The sequence below is a fragment of the Streptomyces sp. NPDC002776 genome, from assembly GCF_053592195.1.
Map to the genome: position 1 here is coordinate 264,651 of NZ_JBSFVG010000009.1, position 14,591 is coordinate 279,241.

A 14,591-nucleotide genomic window follows, 5' to 3' on the forward strand; every position below is an offset into this window, starting at 1 on the left:
GAGGAGCGGGCCCTTCGTCGTACGCGCAGGTGCCGCGAGGCCGCTCAGCCGATGAGCACGCAGGATGCCGCCGGGACCTCGATGGAGCCGCCGTAGCGGGGCAGTCCCGACGCCGGGTCCACGGCGAACCAGGCCACGTCGCCGGAGCGCTCGTTGGCCGCGTACAGGAAGCCGCCCGCCTCGGTGAGCGCCCTGGGCCAGTGGCCCCGGCAGGGCACGGTGCCGAGCAGCCGGAGCGTGTCTCCTTCGACGGCGAACGCGGACAGGACGTCCTCGCCGCGGGTCGCGGTCCACAGGAAGCGTCCGTCGGGTGAGGCGACGATGCCCGAGGGGTACGCGTCGCCCGCCGGGGCGCCCGGCAGCACCGGCGTCTCGGCGAGGGGCTTCAGGGAGCCGTCGGCGGTGTCCCAGCGGCAGACGGTGACGGTGGGGGTGAGTTCGTTGATCACGTACGCGTGCGTGCCGTCCGGGTGGAAGGCCAGGTGGCGGGGGCCCGAGCCGGGGCGCAGCGCGTACTCCCCGTGGAGTTCCGGGCGGCCGTCCGTCAGGGTGCACACCCGTACCGAGTCGGTGCCGAGATCGACACTGACGGCCCAGCGCCCGCTGGGGTCGGCCTGCACCTGGTGGGCGTGCGGGGCCTGCTGGCGGGGCGTGTAGGGGCCGGAGCCGGTGTGCGGGAGGACGCCGGAGGGGGCGCTCCCGAGGGAGCCGTCGGGGCGCACGGGTACGGCGCTGACGCTTCCGGAGCCGTAGTTGGCGGTCAGGACGTGTCCGTCGTACAGGCCCAGATACGTGGGGCCGCTGCCGGCCACGGGGGTGGGTGAACCGAGGGGATCGAGCCTGGTGCCGGTCACGCGGTACGCGGCCACGGCTCCCTCGCTCGTCTCGCTGACCGCGTAGAGCGTGCCGCCGTCGGGCGCCAGGGCCAGGTAGGAGGGGTCGGGCAGGTCGTCGTCCGTGCCGGTGAGGACCGTCAGTGCCCCGCTGTCGGCGTCCACGGCCGCCGTCACGATGCCTGGCCCTCCGGCCGCCGTGAACGACCCGATGAAGGCCCGCCTGCCACCGTCTGCCACCGCTGTCCCCTTTCGGTCGGGTGCCGTCCGGAGGTGACGGTAGCAGTCGATCAAACGCGGTCTAGACCAAGTAACCCACATGCGGCGACGTCAGCGGGGCGGAAGGAGGCCTTACCGGGCGACGCCGGGATGCCGGGGACGCCCGGTAAGGAGCGCGCCACCAGGGCGCCTTACGTGGGACCGGCGTGGCGCTCCGCCAGGGCGCCCTGCCGGGCCACGGAGGGCTGCCGCCAGCACGCCCACCGAGCCACGGCGAGGGTTGCCACCAGTAGGCCCCACCGAGCCACGGCGAGGGTTGCCGCTGGTACGCTCCACCGGGCCATGGCGGAGCCCGCCACCAGCACTCCAACCGGCCACGCCAGGGGCTGCCGCCAGCACGCCAACCGGCCACAGCAAGGGCTGCCGCTAGAACGCCCACCGGGCCACGGCAGAGGCTCCTGCCAAGACACCCCACCGGACCACGGCAGAGGCCCCCGCCAAAACACCCCACCGGACCACGGTGAGGGCCGCCGCCGGCACGCCCCATCAGGCACGGCGGGGGCCCAAGACGCGTCCCGAGCTGAGCGGCGCGCGGACTTCCGGAGCGGACCAGCGGAGACCCGGCGCCCGGACCTCCGGAGCCGAGCGCCCAGACCCGGCGACGGGACCTCGGGCGTCGACCAGCGGGACCCGACGCCCGGACCCCCGATCCGACCGCAGAGACCCGGCGACCAAACCTCAGACCCCGACCCCAGACACCCCGAGCCCAGACCTCAGGCCCCGACCAGTGGAGACCCCGCGCCCGGGCCTCCAGGGCCGACCAACGGGGACCCCGACGGCCTTCTGAGCGGTGTCGCAAGCTCCGCCAGTGCCCGCTCCAGGCCGTGCAGATGGGCCAGTGCTGGGTCCGCCGCCGGTGGCTGTTCGCCGGGGGCGGTGATGTCCGTACCGCCGGTGAGCGCCTCGACCGCGGCCTCGACGCGCCAGCACGCCGCGGCCAGACGGGCGTCGTGGGAGGCCACCGGGTCGGCGGCGACGGCCACCAGGCCGCGGATCTCGCAGGCGCAGTCGTCGAGCAGGGCGAGGACCCGGCGGGCGCGGCGCTTGCGGCCCCGCATCGGGTTGAGCGGGTGGACCAGCGGGGCGACCGACAGCCGGACCCGGCCGAGGAGCTGCTCCAGCTCGGCCACCCGGGAGGCCGGGTCGGCTGTCGTGGAGCCCGCCAGACGGGCGGCGGCCTCCGCGGTGGCGGCGTGGACGCAGCGCAGGGCGCGCTGGATCCAGGCGTCGGTGACGGCGTGGGTGGTGACGGGCAGGACGAACAGCACAGCGAGGACGGCGCCGAGTGCGCCGACCCCGGTCTCCGCGAGGCGCAGCGCCAGCAGCGCGGGATCGAGGACGCCGAGCAGGCCGTAGAGGAGCTCGGCGAGGAGGGTGACGCAGAGCATCATCCAGGTGTACGAGACCGCGGCCGTGTAGAAGATGCCGAAGACGCAGACGGCCAGGATGACGGCCGTGGGGGCGGGCGCGCCGTTCACCGGGAGCGCGATCACCAGTCCGAGGCCGATGCCGATGACCGTGCCGAGGACCCGGCGGAAGCCGCGGACGAGTGTCTCGCCGCGCGAGGTGGTGTTGACGAAGACCCACCAGGTCGCGCCGACGGCCCAGTACCAGCGTTCGCCGGAGATCAGCTGGCCCACCACGAGGGCGAAGCCCGCGCCGGCGGTGGCCTGGACGGCCTGGCGTGTGGTGATCCGGGCCAGGCCGGTGCCGCCGGGGGCGGCGGGCACGGGCGCCGGGGGCAGGCGGCGCTCGTAGCACCACAGGCCGAAGCGCACGCCGAAGGCGATGAGCAGGGACAGCAGCAGGGCGGCGTAGAGCTCGGGGAGGTGGCGCGGGGTCGCCTGGAGGAACTGCGCCACGAAGAACGTCATGAACGCGAAGACGCCGAGGCTGTGCCCGCGCGGCCCCCAGCGGCGCGCGTACACGCCCGCGCCGACCACCGCGAGGAAGGTGAGGTCGCGGGCGAGCGGCTGGTCGTGCAGCTCCGCCGCCGCGGCGAGCACGGGCAGGCCGACGAGCGGCAGCAGCGCGGTGGTGACCGCCTGGCCGCGGACCGTGGGGTCCGTGACGGTGAACAGGGCGAGCAGGGCGGCGAGGCCGCCGGTGACGGCGCCGACGAGGGAGTGCCCGGCCAGCCCGCAGACGACCACCGCGAGACCGATGCCGACGACGGCCCGCGCGGCGAAGCGCAGCCGCGCCCGTCCCGGGTCCGGCGCCATGAACACCCTCTTCAGCACTGCTGTCCGCCCCCTTCTCCGGCCGGCATGAAAAAGGCGCCGCGGAGGTCCGCAGCGCCATCGACGGGCCCATTGCAGCATCAGCCCGACTGCTGGCTCAAGTGGCGTCGAATATGCTGGTCCATTGGTACAGGAAATTCGGTCCCGGCCCGCCCACCGGCGGGCCAACGGACCATGCAGGAGGAGGCCGGGCCCATGGCCGTGGACGAGCTCGACACCCGCATCCTGCGGCTGCTGCTGGAGCAACCGCGCACCAGCGTGCGCGAGTACGCCCGCATCCTCGGGATCGCCCGCGGCACCCTCCAGGCCCGGCTCGACCGCCTGGAACGGGACGGCGTGATCACCGGCACCGGCCCCGCCCTCTCCCCCGGCGCCCTCGGCCACCCCGTCCTGGCGTTCGTGCACATCGAGGTCACCCAGGGACACCTGGACGACGTGGGCGACGCGCTGGCCGCCGTACCGGAGATCGTGGAGGCCTTCTCGATCACGGGCGGCGGGGATCTGCTGACCCGGGTGGTCGCGCGGGACAACGCGCACCTGGAGGACGTGATCCAGAAGCTGATCAGCCTGCCCGGTGTGGTCCGCACCCGGACCGAGGTGGCGCTGCGCGAGCGGGTGGCGCACCGGCTGCTGCCGCTGGTGGAGTCGGTGGGCCGCTCGGCCCGCACATAAGGACCACATATAAAGCCCGCCGGTGAACCCCGACAGTGGCCCTTGGCATGCTGGCTCCATGAGCAATCTCGGCGGCATCTCGGTCATCTTCGATCTGGACGGAACGCTCGTGGACAGCGAGCCGAACTACTACGAAGCGGGACGGCAGACCCTCGCCGAGCACGGCGTGCCGGACTTCTCCTGGTCCGAGCACGAGGGTTACGTCGGCATCAGCACCCTGGAGACGGTCACCGACTGGAAAGCCCGCTACGGCCTGCGGGCCTCGGTGGAGGAACTCCTCGCCGCCAAGAACCGCCGCTACCTCGACCTCGCCCGCGCCTCCACCGGCGTGTACCCGGAGATGCGGAAGTTCGTGGAGCTGCTGGCCACCGACGGGGTGGCGATGGCGGTGGCGTCGGGCTCCTCGCGGGAGGCGATCGAGGCGGTGCTGGCCGGCACCGGCCTGGACACCCATCTGCGCACGATCGTCTCGGCCGAGGAGGTCGAGCACGGCAAGCCCGCCCCCGACGTCTTCCTGGAGGCGGCCCGCCGCCTGGGCGCCGAACCCGCCGACTGCGTGGTCCTGGAGGACGCCGCCCCGGGCGCCGCCGCCGCGCACGCCGCCGGGATGCGCTGCATCGCGATCCCGTACGTCGCCGCGCAGGCCGACGCCCCCGAGTTCGCGACGGCCGGGCTCCTGCTGCGGGGCGGCCAGCCGGAGTTCACGGCGCGGGCCGCGTACGAATGGCTCGCCGCCGCGGGGCAACCCTGAGCCGGTCTCGATGGTCATGCGTTGCATGATCCGGATGCTCCGCGGCCCCGGGCTGCCCCGATGACGGCGTCGCGCGGTGAGCTGATCCGCGTGTACGAGCTCTATCGCCTGCACGCCGACCGGGAAGGGGCGGAGCGCACCGGGCGGTTGTTCACCGTCGCCGCCCGGCTGGCCGCGGGGGCCGCGGTGGTGCTCGGATGGCTGGCCGGGGTCCTGCTGTGGGCGCATCCCGACGGGACGGGGCCGCGGACGGCTCTGGCGGTCGGCGGCGCCGGACTGGCCTGCGGGGTGCTGTGGGCCGTACTGCTGTGGCGGGCCGCGCGCTGGCTGCGGCGCGGCCTGGTCGCCGACGCGGGCAGCCGGCCGCCTCGGGTGGCCGGTCTGGCGTCCGACAACTGGGGTGACCCCGAGTGGCTGTGGAACACGCTGAGGATCGCGAACCTCGTGCTGATCGCCGTGCCCATCGCCGGGTTGGTGCTGGCCCTCGGCGCCACGGCCTCGGCGACGGACCCGGACAGATGGCTGACCGCGGGGCGGTGGGTGGTCACCGGGGTGGTGCTGCTGATCACCGGGCTCATGGGCGGGATCATCGGCGGCTTCTCCGTCGGCTTCGGCGCCGGCGCCGAGGACTGCTGGACCCTGCGCGGCGCTCTGGGCTGGCTGCTGGTCTACGGCGTGCCCTTTCTGCTCGCCGCGCCACTGCTCTCCGGCGTGCACGCGATGTGGACCGGCATCCTGGCCGGCGTCGCCGTGCTGTGGCTGCTCGTCGCGCCGGTGAACAAGGCCGCCAAGGAGATCCCGAGCGTCTCCTCCGACTGAACGGCCGGAACTGACCGCTCCGGACCTGTTGACCCCCACGCGCCTCCTCCCTATCGTCTGGTCGACTCTTCGCACATTGTTCGAAATGCCGGCAAGGCACTTGTCGGTCATCGTGAGCACGACGTGGACCCGTGGAGGAGCACCCATGGCACCGTCCCTCTCCAGACGCTCCCTTCTCCAGGCCTCGGCCCTCGCCGCAGCCTCCCTCGCGCCAGCCTCCCCCGCCGCGGCGGACGTTGCTCGAGCACCCTCCGCCGCCGCACCGGCCGCCTGGTCCGTACGGCCCTTCACGCTCGGCCAAGTCACCCTCGGCCAGGGCCTCTTCGCCGACAAGCGCAGGCTGATGCTCGACCACGCCCGCGGCTACGACGTGCACCGGCTGCTGCAGGTCTTCCGTGCCAACGCCGGTCTGCCTACCGGTGACGCGGTCGCCCCCGGCGGCTGGGAGGGGCTGGACGGGGAGGCCAACGGCAACCTCCGCGGGCACTACACCGGCCACTTCATGACCATGCTCGCGCAGGCCTGGGCGAGCACCGGTGAGCAGGTCTTCGCCGACCGGCTGCGCACCATGGTCGGCGCGCTGACCGAGGTGCGCGCGGCCCTGCGCGAGGACCCGCAAGTACTGAGCACCACAGGGAAGTTCGGCACCGCGGTCGAGAACGTGCGCGGCTCCTACCAGTACGTCGACCTGCCCTCCGGCGTCCTCGGCGGCACGTCCGCGGTGACCCTGTCGGCGTGGGTGAAGCCCACCCACGACGGTGACTGGGCCCGGGTCTTCGACTTCGGTGACGACACCACGCGGTACATGTACCTGGCCGCCCGCAACGCCGACGGAGTGCCGCGCTTCGCCCTCACCACCGCGGGCCCGGGCGCCGAGCAGGGCCTGAACGGCACCGCCGCGCTCCCGCTCCACCGGTGGAGCCACCTCGCCGTCACCCTCGCGAACGGCACCGGCGTCCTGTACGTCAACGGCACCGAGGTGGCCCGCAACACCGCGATGACCCTCACGCCGGCCGCGCTCGGCACCCCCGTCAACAACTGGCTCGGCCGCTCGAACTACGCCGCCGACCCCGTCTTCGCGGGCGCCTACGACGAGTTCAACATCTGGTCGCGGGCCCTGACGGCCGCCGAGATCACCGAGCTGCAGAGCGAACGCGCCGCCGGTTCCTCCGCCGGACGCGGCGACCTGGCGTCGTACGCCTTCGACGAGACCGCAGGCGGCACCTTCGCGGACGCCTCCGGCCGGAACCTCACCACCGCCCTGCGCCGCACCTGGGGCGCCCCCAGCCACCCCGGCTTCCTGGCCGCCTACCCGGAGACGCAGTTCATCGACCTGGAGTCGAGGACCAGCAGCGACTACACGCAGGTGTGGGCGCCGTACTACACCGCGCACAAGATCCTCCGAGGCGTCCTCGACGCCTACCTCGCCACCGACGACGCCCGCGCCCTCGACCTCGCCTCCGGCATGGCCGACTGGATGCACGCGCGGCTGTCCCGGCTGCCCGAGGCCACGCTGCAGCGTATGTGGGGCCTGTTCTCCAGCGGTGAGTTCGGCGGCATCGTCGAGGCCGTCTGCGATCTGCACGCCCTCACCGGCAAGGCCGAACACCTCGCGCTGGCCCGGCTGTTCGACCTCGACCGGCTCATCGACTCCTGCGCCGCGAACACCGACATCCTCGACGGGCTCCACGCCAACCAGCACATACCGATCTTCACCGGGTACCTCGGGCTGTACGACGCGACGGGCGAGCGGCGCTACCTCGACGCCGCCAGGAATTTCTGGGACATGGTCGTCCCGCACCGCATGTACGGCATCGGCGGCACCAGCACCGGCGAGTTCTGGAAGGCGCGGGGCGTCATCGCGGGGACCCTCGGCGCCACCACCGCCGAGACCTGCTGCGCGTACAACCTGCTGAAGCTGAGCCGCACGCTGTTCTTCCACGAGCAGGCGCCGAAGTACATGGACTACTACGAGCGGGCGCTCTACAACCAGGTGCTCGGCTCCAAGCAGGACAAGCCCGACGCGGAGAAGCCGCTCGTCACCTACTTCATCGGGCTGACGCCCGGTCAGGTGCGGGACTACACGCCCAAGCAGGGCACCACCTGCTGCGAGGGCACCGGCATGGAGAGCGCCACCAAGTACCAGGACTCCGTGTACTTCCGCAAGGCCGACGGCAGCGCCCTCTACGTCAACCTGTACAGCCCGTCCACGCTGACCTGGGCGGAGCGGGGCCTCACCGTCACCCAGACCACCGGTTATCCCAGGGAGCAGGGGTCCACCCTGACCTTCGCGGGCGGCAGCGCGGCCTTCGAGCTGCGGCTCAGGGTGCCGCCCTGGGCGACGGCCGGGTTCCGCGTCACGGTCAACGGCCGTGCGGTGTCCGGCACTCCGGCGCCCGGCAGCTATTTCACGGTGTCCCGCACGTGGCGCGGCGGCGATGTCGTCCGGATCGCCGTGCCCTTCCGGCTCCGGGTGGAGAAGGCCCTCGACGACCCGTCGCTGCAGACGCTGTTCTACGGCCCGGTGAACCTGGTCGGCCGCAACTCCGCCACCGTGTATCTGGAGTTGGGGCTCTACCGCAACGCCGGTCTCTCCGGCGACCTGCTGCCCAGCCTCACCCCGGTCGCGGGCAAGCCGCTGCATTACACCCTGAACGGCACCGAGTTCGCCCCCTTCTTCGAGGGCACCGAGGACCCCACACACGCCTACTTCCGGCGGGTGGAGCCCCGGGTGGTCTTCGGCACCACGGACTCCGGTGTCGCCAACCCGGCACGTCCCGACGGCACCACTCTGCTGGATGCGATCTGGGCCGGGGCTCCGTTCGGCGGCAAGGCCGCCCTGCTGTCCCGGGTGCGGTCCACCGTGGACGCGTGGGTGGCGGCGGGGCTGCTGGGCGGGGCGGACGGGCGGACGGTGGTGCGCACGGCGGAGCGGGCCACCTTCGCCCCCTGACCCCGGGGCCAGACGGCCTACGACCTGCGGCGGGGCTTGCCGCGGCGGCCGGGGGCGCTCTTCTTGGCCGGGGCGGGCTTGCGGCGGGCGGGTGCGGGCTCGGGGCGCTTGCGCTTGGGCTGCTCCTCGGCCTGCGGGGCCGAGCGGCCGCGGGTGCTGTTGACGGTGCGGCCGCGGACCACGCCGATGAAGTCCTCGATCCGGTCGGTCGTGGCCTCCTCCGGCCAGGACAGGGCGATGCCCGACTGGGGGGCGTCCACCAGGGTGCGGTAGGTGAGATCCTTGCGGTGGTGCAGGCGGGCCAGTGACTGGGGCACGACCAGCAGGCCGACATTGGCCGCGACCAGCTCGACGGCGTCCGCGGTGGTGGCCGGGCGCTCGAAGCCGGGCTGCCCCGGCGGCCGCTCCCACCCGATGACGTCGTCCAGCGGATGGAAGACGACGTCGTCGGCCAGGTCCTCCGCGGTGACCTCGTCGACGGCGGCCACGGCGTGCTCCTTGGGGACCACGACGACCGTGGTCTCCGTGTAGAGGGGGATCGCGCTGAAGAACGTACGGTCGACCGGCAGCCGGACGAACCCGGCCTCGGCGCCGCCGTCCCGCAGCACCCCGGGCGCCTCGGCCGCGGTGACCGGGACGAGCTCCAGGGGGACGTCGGGGTAGCGCTCGTTCCAGATCCGCACCCACTTCGAGGGTGTCACTCCGGGAACGTACGCGAGCCGGAACGATGGAGGTGCTTCCGAGCCTGTCACCTGGCCAGGTTACCGGCCGTGGTCGGCGGTCGTTCACCCACTCGATACCCTTGAGGCATGACGTCGCACCAGACCGCCCAGACGATGAAACCGGCCACCGCCGCCAAGAAGCTGGGTGTGTACCTCGAGGCCACCCCCGCCGAGTTCCAGGAGGGTGTCGTCTCGCGCGCCGAACTGAACGCGCTCCAGGCCGAGCCGCCCCAGTGGCTGCGTGACCTGCGCGCCAACGGCCCGCACCCCCGTCCGGTGGTCGCGGCGAAGCTCGGTGTGTCCATCGCGGGCCTCGCCCGGGGCGGGGTCACCGAGCCGCTCACCACCGAGCAGATCGAGGCGGTGAAGCAGGAGCAGCCCGAGTGGCTGCAGAAGGAGCGCGCCACCCAGGCGGAGGTCCGCAAGGAGGCTGCCCGCCTGAAGCAGCGGGACGCCGAGCGCCAGGAGTCCTGACCCCTCGTCCACCTGCCGAAGAAGCCCTGCTGGGAAAGCCCTGCCGGGAAAACCCGCATGCGTACACGCGTGCGATTCTGGGAGCATCCCGGCATGGATCGCAGCCTGGAATCGCTGGTCGTCCGGCACACTCACCGTCTCCCCCTGCCCGCGCGGCCCGCGGGGTCCCCGGCGCGGGGCGAGGTGGTGGCGCGGCAGTTCGACGCCGCTTTGATGTCCGTGGGCTTCAAGCTCTCCGCGGAATTGCTGGAGCACCTGTCGGGGTTGTCCGAGGAGACGGTAGCCGCCCTCGCCGAGCGCACCCTCGGCACCGTCCGGACCATGGTCGGCGACCACGTCCGGCACAACGTCTACTTCGTCGACTTCCCGGCGAACGTGCCGGACACCCTCGACTTCTGGCGGGACTGCATCGTCCGGGCCCTCGCCGACGAGTCGGTACGGCCGGCCGTCCTCGCCCAGCTGAGCAGCGGGGTGGTGAACCTGCTCACCCTGCCGTCCTACGGCCGCTACCAGCACTCGTACGCCGAGATGCTCGCCGCCCACGACGAGCTGATCGCCGCCGGCGGTGACCGGGTGACCGTCCTGCACCTGGGCGGCACGCTCGAGGACGAGGTCGGCGGCCTGTACCTGGCGCTCGCGGGGTCCACCACCCCGCTGGGCGAGGAGCACCTGGCCGACCTCGCGCTCCTCGCCGGGCTGTGCGCCGACGGACCGCAGCCGGAGAAGATCCCGGTGCGGGAGAACCGGGCCGTGGTCAACCGGGCGCGGCTGGCGGCGGGGGCCGTGCCGCTGCTGGACACGGTCACGGACGTACTGCGGCTGGCGTGCGCGCTGTGCGACGGAGACGTCACCCTCCAGGAGCCGACCAGGTTCCGGGCGCTGTCCCGTGCGACGCGCCGCGCGCTGCTCGCGGGGCTCGACTCCGTCGTGGCGGCGGCGCCGGGCAAGCTCGCCGACGTACCCGTGCACCGCGAGGCGTTCAAGCGGCTCGGTGAGCGGCTGCATCCGCACGAGTTCCCGCGGTGGCCGCACGCCGCCGAGGTGTTCGCGGTCGCGCGCGGTGAGCGCGAGGCGCCGTCCTTCGACCGCCGGGTGGAGGAACTGCTCGGCGCGGACGACGTCGTAGGGGCCGCGGAACTGCTGAAGTCCGCGCCCGGGCGGCTGTTCCGGTCGCTGGACCGGCTGCTGCGCACCTGCGGGGAGCAGCGCGAGCGCGATGCCGTCGTGGCCGCCGCGGAGGCGGTCGCCCCGGAGGTCTCCGGCCGGGTCCTGCTGTCGGTCCGTGAGCATCTGCACAACCGGACCGACGGCACCGACCGGCGCCGGGTGTTCATCAACCGGCTCGGCCGGGCCTGGGTGACGGACGATCTGCGCGCGCCGGTGCCGGCGCCCGAGCGCGCGCGGCTGATCGACGCGCTCGACGCCGAGCTGCGCCGCCGGCTGCCGGACCCGGGACAGCTGCTCGTCGACCCCGACGTCCTCGACGTGGCGCTGCCGCTGAGCGGACGTGCCACGGCGGCCGGGCTCGGGGTGCTGCCCCGGGGTTCGCTCTCGCCGGTCGAGGGAGAGCTGCTGCGGTTCTTCGTGTACTGGAAGCAGCGGCACCGGGACACCGACTACGACCTGTCGGCCCTGATGCTGGACCAGGACTACGCGACGGTCTGCTGGCTGTCGTACACCCAGCTGACCGAGGTGGAGGGCGAGCACTCCGGTGACATCACCGAAGCGCCGCACGGGGCCTCGGAGTTCATCAACCTCCGGCTGGGGGCGGTGCGCGGGACGTTCGTCGTGCCGCAGGTCAACCTCTACTCCGGGGAGGGCTTCGAGGAGGTCGCCGAGTCGTTCTTCGGGTTCATGCTGCGCGAGGGCGAGCAGAAGGGGCGGCCGTTCGAGCCCCGGACCGTGCGGATGAAGTCGGAGCTGCGGGGTCCGGGCCGGGTGGCGCTGCCGCTCGCCTTCCTGCGCGGGGCCGACGGCCGGTGGCGGGCCAAGTGGCTGCATCTGTACCTGCGGGGCGCGCCGGCGTCCAACCGGGTCGAGGGCAACCAGGTTTCGGTGGCGGCGCTGCTGCGCGGCATCGTGGAGCGGGAGCAGTTGACGGTGCGTTATCTGGCGGAGCTGATGGTCGGCGGTGCCGTGACGGTGTGGGACGGCAGCGAGGTCCCGGAGGGTCCGGTCACCTACATCGGGCTGCAGCGGCCCGAGGGGCTGCACCCGGAGTCGCGGATCGTGACCCTCGAAAATCTGCGCGACCTGATACCGGAGTGACTGATAGCGTGAGCCGCGGCGAGGCCATGAGGGGGCTTCCTTCTACCTCCGCGAAAACGGATTCGATGCTAGTCCCTTCGCTCTCCTCGCCCTCGACATGCCTCCGGCCGTCCCGCCACCGTGCGGGACGGCCGGAGGCATGTCAGCTGTCGTAGTCCACCGTCAGCGTCTCGGAGACCGGGTACGACTGGCAGGTCAGGACGTACCCCGCCTCGACCTCCGCCGGTTCCAGGGCGAAGTTGCGCCGCATGTCCACCTTGCCGTCGGTGAGCAGGGCCCGGCAGGTGCCGCAGACGCCGCCCTTGCACGCGAACGGCAGATCGGGTCGGCTGCGCTGGGCGCCGTCGAGGACGGACCGCTCGCGGGGCAGGGCGGAGGTGGTGGAGCGGCCGTCGAGGACGACGGTGACCTGGCTGACGGGACCGGCCGGCCCGGACTCCGTGTGGTGCACTTCGCGTACGGGCTCGTCGTCGGCGTAGAACAGCTCCTGGTGGACCCGGTCGGCCGGGACACCGAGTCCGTCGAGGACCCGCTGGGCGTCGCGGACCATGCCGTGCGGGCCGCACAGCCACCAGTGGTCGGCACCGGGCACGTCGACCAGGCCGTCGATGAGCGCCGTCAGCCGCTCGGCGTCCAGGCGGCCGGAGAGCACCTCGGCCTCCCGGGGTTCGCGGGACAGGACGTGGGCGAGCTGGAAGCGGCTCGGGTACAGGTCCTTCAGGTCGGCCAGTTCGTCGGCGAACATCACCGTGCCGCTGCGGCGGTTGCCGTAGAAGAGGGTGGCCCGGGAGCGGGAGTCGGCGGCCAGGACGGACTCGGCGATGGACAGCATGGGGGTGATGCCGGAGCCCGCGGCGAGCAGCACATGGTGGCCCGGGGTGGTCAGGTCGGGGGTGAAGCTGCCGGTCGGGGCCATCACTTCCACGGTGTCTCCGGGGCGCAGCTCGTTGACCAGCCAGGAGGAGAACAGGCCGCCGGGCACCACGCGTACGCCGATGCGCGGGGCGGTGCCGACGGGGGTGCAGATCGAGTACGAGCGGCGCTCGTCCCGGCCGTCGGTCACGCGCCGCAGGGTCAGGGACTGGCCGGGCGCGAAGGCGAACTCCTCGGCCAGCTCGGGCGGGATCTCGAAGCCGACGGCGGCGGCGTCCTCGCACAGCGGCTGCACGGCGGCGACCCGCAGCGAGTGGAAGACCGGGCGGCGGCGCGGGCGCGGCTTCACGGCCTCGGCGGGGGCGGTCGGGGCCATCAGATCTCCTTGACGTACTCGAACGGCTCGCGGCAGGCACGGCAGCGCCAGAGCGCCTTGCAGGAGGTGGCGGCGAACCGGGAGGTCTCCTCGGTGTCCGCGGAGGCGCAGCGCGGGCAGGGCACCGTGCGCCGGATCGGCGACAGGGTGAGCGGCACCGGGCCGCGCGGGGCGGGGCCGGGCGGGGCGATGCCGTGCTCGGCCAGCTTGCGGCGGCCCTCGGGGGTGATCCAGTCGCTGGTCCACGGCGGGTTCAGGACGGTGCGGATCTCCACGCGCGGGTATCCGGCGTCCCGGAGACGGGCGGCGACGTCGGCGCGCATCTCGGCCATGGCGGGGCAGCCCGAGTAGGTGGGGGTGAGCTCGGCGACGACGGTGCCGTCCTCGGTGAGCGTCACCTCGCGCAGGACGCCCAGGTCGGCGAGGGTCAGCATGGGCAGTTCGGGGTCCGGCACCTGCTCGGCGATGTGCCGGGCGTGCCGCGCGTCGAGCTGGAGGGTCACCATGTCGCCCCCGGGTGGGCGCGGGCCACGCTCTGCAACTCCTCCAGCAGCGGGGCCAGATGCTCGGTGTGCTCGCCGGCGCGGCCGCTGCCGGGGGACGGCCGGTAGACCGGCATGGGCAGCCCGGCCTCCTCCGTCACCTGGCGCAGCACGGCGACGACCTCGTCGCGGACGTCGCAGGCGGTGAACAGTTCGCCGAGGTACGGGGCGACCTGCTCGACGGCCTTGCGCATCCGGCGGTGGGACTCCTCGGTGCCGTCGCCCAGGCGGACCGCCCACTCGGCGGCGTACTGCCGGTGGTAGGTCAGTTCCTTGACGCCCTTGGCGGCGACGGCGGAGAGCACCGGGTCGGGGTGGGAGACCAGTTGCTGGAAGTGGGCGAGCCGCCAGCTGGACAGGACCAGCAGCCGTACGACGGTGAACGCGAAGTCGCCGTTGGGGAGTTCGGTGAGCCGGACGTTGCGGAAGTCGGCCGAGTCGCGGAAGTAGGCGTAGGCGTCCTCGTCGCGGCCGGTGCCGTCGGCCTGTCCGGCGCGGGAGTAGAGCAGCCGGGCCTGGCCGAGCAGGTCGAGGCCGATGTTGGCGAGCGCGACCTCCTCCTCCAGCTCGGGGGCGCGGGTGATCCACTCGGCGAGGCGCTGGGCGGCGACGAGCGCGTCGTCGGCCAGGGCGACGCAGGACGCGGCGAGTTCGCCGGCGTCGACGCCCTCGGGCACGGTCGTGTCGACGCCGTGCAGGGGGTCCTCGAAGCCGGTGCCGTACGCCCAGCGGGTGTCGTCCTCGTGGCCCTCGGCGAGGGTCAGGTAGACGTGGTCCTCACTCATCCAC

General features: G+C 73.2%; 12 protein-coding genes. 6 read left to right on the forward strand and 6 right to left on the reverse strand.

Going from position 1 to position 14,591, the window contains the following annotated elements; translation table 11 throughout:
- Nucleotides 1-44 precede the first annotated feature (44 nt).
- Both ACWD11_RS20445 and ACWD11_RS20450 read right to left on the reverse strand, forming a co-directional pair.
- Nucleotides 45-1,073 carry a lactonase family protein gene (locus ACWD11_RS20445; protein WP_451284568.1) on the reverse strand — a complete coding sequence of 343 codons (1,029 nt, stop codon included), beginning with the start codon at nt 1,071-1,073 and terminating at the stop codon, nt 45-47.
- Between the two features lie 752 nt (nt 1,074-1,825).
- Nucleotides 1,826-3,352: an FUSC family protein gene (locus tag ACWD11_RS20450; RefSeq protein WP_451284570.1), complete on the reverse strand. Its 1,527-nt coding sequence runs from the start codon at nt 3,350-3,352 to the stop codon at nt 1,826-1,828.
- 195 nt (nt 3,353-3,547) lie between these two features.
- Here ACWD11_RS20450 and ACWD11_RS20455 point away from each other — a divergent pair, with 195 nt between their 5' ends.
- From ACWD11_RS20455 to ACWD11_RS20470, 4 genes are all read left to right on the forward strand, one after another.
- Nucleotides 3,548-4,024, forward strand: coding sequence for an Lrp/AsnC family transcriptional regulator (locus ACWD11_RS20455; protein WP_389417733.1), 477 nt, complete (start codon nt 3,548-3,550; stop codon nt 4,022-4,024).
- A gap of 58 nt (nt 4,025-4,082) precedes the next feature.
- Nucleotides 4,083-4,775 carry an HAD family hydrolase gene (locus ACWD11_RS20460; RefSeq protein WP_451284572.1) on the forward strand — a complete coding sequence of 231 codons (693 nt, stop codon included), beginning with the start codon at nt 4,083-4,085 and terminating at the stop codon, nt 4,773-4,775.
- A 60-nt stretch (nt 4,776-4,835) separates the two neighbouring features.
- On the forward strand, nt 4,836-5,594 hold the full coding sequence (locus ACWD11_RS20465) for a hypothetical protein (RefSeq protein ID WP_451284574.1): 759 nt from the start codon (nt 4,836-4,838) through the stop codon (nt 5,592-5,594).
- A 145-nt stretch (nt 5,595-5,739) separates the two neighbouring features.
- The gene (locus tag ACWD11_RS20470; RefSeq protein WP_451284576.1) at nt 5,740-8,547 is read left to right on the forward strand and encodes a beta-L-arabinofuranosidase domain-containing protein; all 2,808 of its coding nucleotides are present in this window, start codon (nt 5,740-5,742) and stop codon (nt 8,545-8,547) included.
- A gap of 17 nt (nt 8,548-8,564) precedes the next feature.
- On the opposite strand, the gene ACWD11_RS20475 is transcribed toward ACWD11_RS20470, so the two are convergent.
- On the reverse strand, nt 8,565-9,299 hold the full coding sequence (locus tag ACWD11_RS20475) for a LysR family substrate-binding domain-containing protein (RefSeq protein ID WP_389417729.1): 735 nt from the start codon (nt 9,297-9,299) through the stop codon (nt 8,565-8,567).
- A gap of 57 nt (nt 9,300-9,356) precedes the next feature.
- On the opposite strand from ACWD11_RS20475, the gene ACWD11_RS20480 reads away from it, so the two are divergent.
- A complete protein-coding gene (locus ACWD11_RS20480; protein WP_451284578.1) occupies nt 9,357-9,743 on the forward strand; it encodes a DUF5997 family protein in 387 nt (128 codons plus the stop codon).
- Between the two features lie 93 nt (nt 9,744-9,836).
- Entirely contained in the window at nt 9,837-12,011 is a 2,175-nt protein-coding gene (locus ACWD11_RS20485; protein WP_389417727.1) for a hypothetical protein, read from the forward strand.
- Between the two features lie 142 nt (nt 12,012-12,153).
- On the opposite strand, the gene paaE is transcribed toward ACWD11_RS20485, so the two are convergent.
- From paaE to paaC, 3 genes are read right to left on the reverse strand one after another with little or no spacing between them, the layout of a single operon-like run.
- A complete protein-coding gene (paaE, locus tag ACWD11_RS20490; RefSeq protein ID WP_451284580.1) occupies nt 12,154-13,260 on the reverse strand; it encodes a 1,2-phenylacetyl-CoA epoxidase subunit PaaE in 1,107 nt (368 codons plus the stop codon).
- The gene (paaD, locus tag ACWD11_RS20495; RefSeq protein WP_389417725.1) at nt 13,260-13,766 is read right to left on the reverse strand and encodes a 1,2-phenylacetyl-CoA epoxidase subunit PaaD; all 507 of its coding nucleotides are present in this window, start codon (nt 13,764-13,766) and stop codon (nt 13,260-13,262) included. The genes paaE and paaD overlap by 1 nt, the downstream gene beginning before the upstream one ends.
- Nucleotides 13,760-14,587 carry a 1,2-phenylacetyl-CoA epoxidase subunit PaaC gene (gene paaC, locus ACWD11_RS20500; protein WP_451284583.1) on the reverse strand — a complete coding sequence of 276 codons (828 nt, stop codon included), beginning with the start codon at nt 14,585-14,587 and terminating at the stop codon, nt 13,760-13,762. Before paaC ends, paaD begins: the two co-directional genes overlap by 7 nt.
- Nucleotides 14,588-14,591: the final 4 nt, after the last annotated feature.